This is a genomic window from Streptomyces durbertensis (genome assembly GCF_014156695.1).
Lineage (GTDB): Bacteria > Actinomycetota > Actinomycetes > Streptomycetales > Streptomycetaceae > Streptomyces > Streptomyces durbertensis.
Genome location: NZ_WMLF01000563.1, coordinates 1 through 2,985, shown reverse-complemented (window position 1 = coordinate 2,985; position 2,985 = coordinate 1). Strand labels below are relative to the sequence as shown.

Annotated in this window: 3 protein-coding genes; all 3 read right to left on the bottom strand. The window is 71.0% G+C overall.

Annotation, left to right across the window (positions count from 1 at the left end; translation table 11 throughout):
• Positions 1 to 282: 282 nt before the first annotated feature.
• The 3 genes from GL263_RS24370 to GL263_RS24360 all read right to left on the bottom strand — a co-directional run bounded on the left by GL263_RS24370 (position 283) and on the right by GL263_RS24360 (position 2,868).
• Positions 283 to 1,041, bottom strand: coding sequence for a nucleotidyltransferase family protein (locus GL263_RS24370; protein WP_182857900.1), 759 nt, complete (start codon positions 1,039 to 1,041; stop codon positions 283 to 285).
• A 28-nt stretch (positions 1,042 to 1,069) separates the two neighbouring features.
• Positions 1,070 to 1,495, bottom strand: a complete 426-nt coding sequence (locus tag GL263_RS24365; RefSeq protein ID WP_182857899.1) for a hypothetical protein — start codon at positions 1,493 to 1,495, stop codon at positions 1,070 to 1,072.
• Positions 1,496 to 1,746: 251 nt separating this feature from the next.
• Positions 1,747 to 2,868, bottom strand: coding sequence for an ABC transporter ATP-binding protein (locus GL263_RS24360; protein WP_182857898.1), 1,122 nt, complete (start codon positions 2,866 to 2,868; stop codon positions 1,747 to 1,749).
• Positions 2,869 to 2,985 lie beyond the last annotated feature (117 nt).

Genomic DNA, 2,985 nt, shown 5'->3' with positions numbered 1-2,985 from the left:
GCCCCGCCCCACGCCCAACCGCTGCGGACGCGGCGTTTCTCGCTGATCTCACGTCCCACGTGGACTCGCCGCGCCGCAGCGGCCGGGAGCTGACACTTCGGGCCCGCCCGAAGCCGGACAACTTCGGAGAGCGGGGACGGCCACCCCGTCGTCGCCTCGTCGGCCGCGGCGCCCCTCCGGACTCGGCCCACCGGCCGCCACGCGGCCCCAGCGGCCGTTCGGCGCCGGCCATCGTCGGAGCCCACCCACGTCAGCGACAGCCGGGCTGGAACGGTGTCGGTCCTACGCCGCCGTACCGGCGGCTCCCGGCGCCTCCGCGGCCTCGGCGGCCAACTCCCTTGCCGCCTCCGTCAGATCCTTCGCCGTGTCGATCGCGCGCCAGTAGGCGCCCTGCGGCAACGGGAAGCCGGCCAGCCGCCGTTCGCGGGCCAGGCGCGGGAAGGTCGTGCGTTCGTGGTCGCCGCGCTCCGGCAGCAGCTCGGTGAAGGACGGCGAGAGGACGTACACGCCGGCGTTCACCTCGTACTCCACCGGCGGCGACTCGATGAAGTCGACGACGTGCCCGAAGCCGTCCGTCCGGACGGCGCCCCACGGCAGCCGGGGGCGGGCGAGCGCGATCGTCGCCGTCGCGTCGCGCTCGACGTGGAAGTCGGCCATCTCCCGCAGAGCGAAGCGGGTCCACACGTCGCCGTTGGTGGCGTACCAGTCCTCGTCCGGGCGGGGCAGCGCGGCGGCCGCGAAGCGCAGGCCGCCGCCCCTGCCCAGCGGCTCCTCCTCGACCACCGTGCGCGTACGCAGGGGGAGTTCGGCCGCGTCCAGCCAGGCCTCCAGGACGGACGCCAGATGCCCGCAGGAGATCACCACGTCGGTGACCCCCTCGCGGGCGAGCCAGGAGAGCTGGTGGCCGATGATCGGCGTCCCCGTCCCGGGGATCTCGACCATCGGCTTGGGCTTGTCGTCGGTGTACGGACGCAGCCGGGAACCCTGGCCGCCGGCCAGGATCACCGCCTGCGTCGGGTACGTCTGCGGACTGGGACTCATGCCCCGCACGTTAGGCGGGGACGGGGCCTCAACGCGTCGCGGCCACGCCGGCGGCGAACGACGTGTCGCACACCGGCCGGGAGAACTGCTGGGCGCGCTCCGCGCCGTACTTGAGGACGGCGGCCTTGCCGAGGGCCCGGGCGATGTCCATGCAGTGCTCGGCCAGCGACGGCTTGCGGTCCACCGCGCGCTGGAGGCTCGTCAGGGCGACGGCCGGGTCCTCCTGCTGGAGCTCGGTGATGAGCCGGTCCCTCAGCCTTTCGTGCGGTGCCGGCGAAGCACCGGGACGCGCGGGCTTGTTGGCCGCCTCGTCGGCGGCCGAGGCCAGCACCTGGGACTCGGTCGGCGCGGTCGCCCACGGAACCTGGGCCACGGCGAGTGTCCCGGACAGCACCAGGACGACCGGGAGGACAAGAGCAAGAGTTCTGCCGATACGGCGTGCTGCCTGATTCACTGGTGTCTTCCTCGTGATGGGACGCCCCCGGGGAAACGGGAGGCGGATCGGGAGCCCGCAAAGGGGTCATGCCGATGGTAGCGAGGAGTACCGGCGTGACGACAGCAAGTCACTCCGAAGGGTTATAAATCGGCGCGTATCCGAGGCGCGATGTTGACGTCCGCGCCTCCGTGTCGGCTCCGCCGGGCAGCCGGAAGGGCCCGGCGACGCGTCCTCCGCGCCACCGGGCCCTCCCAATCCGTCACGCGAACTCAGTCGGTGAGCCGCTCACCCGTGGAACTCGAGAACACGTGGCTCTCGCTGCTGCGCGGCACCACGTGGATCTCCGTGCCCTTCTCCGGCGCCTCGCGACCGCCGACCCGGACCACCAGGTCCTTCGACTCGCCGCCGACCACGGCCGTGCCGTAGACGAACGCGTCCGCGCCCAGCTCCTCCACGACGTTCACCGTCACCGCGAGACCGGCCGGCTCGTCCTTGCTCAGCGCGTGCGCGCTGTCGCCGTTCACCACGTCGAAGTGCTCGGGGCGGACACCCACGGTGACCGACCTGTCACCCTTGTTCGCCGCTTCCGCGATGGCCTCGCGCGCCACCGGCACCACACTGTTGCCGAACTTCACACCGCCGTCGGTGATCGGCACCTCGACGAGGTTCATCGCGGGCGAGCCGATGAAGCCCGCCACGAACAGGTTCTTCGGCCGGTCGTACATCTCGCGCGGCGAGGCCACCTGCTGGAGCAGGCCGTCCTTCAGCACGGCGACCCGGTCGCCCATCGTCATCGCCTCGACCTGGTCGTGCGTGACGTACACGGTGGTGATGCCCAGCCGGCGCTGCAGCGACGCGATCTGCGTACGCGTCTGCACGCGCAGCTTGGCGTCGAGGTTCGACAGCGGCTCGTCCATCAGGAACACCTGCGGCTCCCGGACGATCGCCCGGCCCATCGCGACACGCTGCCGCTGACCACCGGAGAGCGCCTTCGGCTTCCGCTCCAGGTACTCGGTCAGGTCCAGGATCCTCGCGGCGTCCTCGACCTTCTTGCGGATCTCGTCCTTCGGCACACCGGCGATCTTGAGCGCGAAGCCCATGTTCTGCGCCACCGACATGTGCGGGTACAGCGCGTAGTTCTGGAACACCATGGCGATGTCCCGGTCCTTCGGCGGAAGGTGGGTGACGTCCCGGTCACCGATCCTGATCGCCCCGCTGTTCACGTCCTCCAGCCCGGCGAGCATCCGCAGGGAGGTGGACTTGCCGCAGCCGGAGGGGCCGACGAGGACGAGGAACTCGCCGTCCTCGATCTCGATGTCGAGCTGGTCGACGGCGGGCTTCTCGCTTCCCGGGTACACACGGGAAGCCTTGTCGTACGTGACCGTAGCCATGCTGTTGTGACTCCTTCACCGGCAGGAACGTGCCGGACGATCCGAGTAAAGGGAGGTGGGCCGCCCACACGGAAGTGGGCGTTCTCGCGACGCTAACCCGCCGTACCCCCTTTTGTC

Excerpts from the sequence above, each read along its gene's own strand:
- GL263_RS24370 (WP_182857900.1), bottom strand. The coding sequence starts at position 1,041 with ATGAGTCCCAGTCCGCAGACGTACCCGACGCAGGCGGTGATCCTGGCC.
- GL263_RS24360 (WP_182857898.1), bottom strand. The coding sequence starts at position 2,868 with ATGGCTACGGTCACGTACGACAAGGCTTCCCGTGTGTACCCGGGAAGC.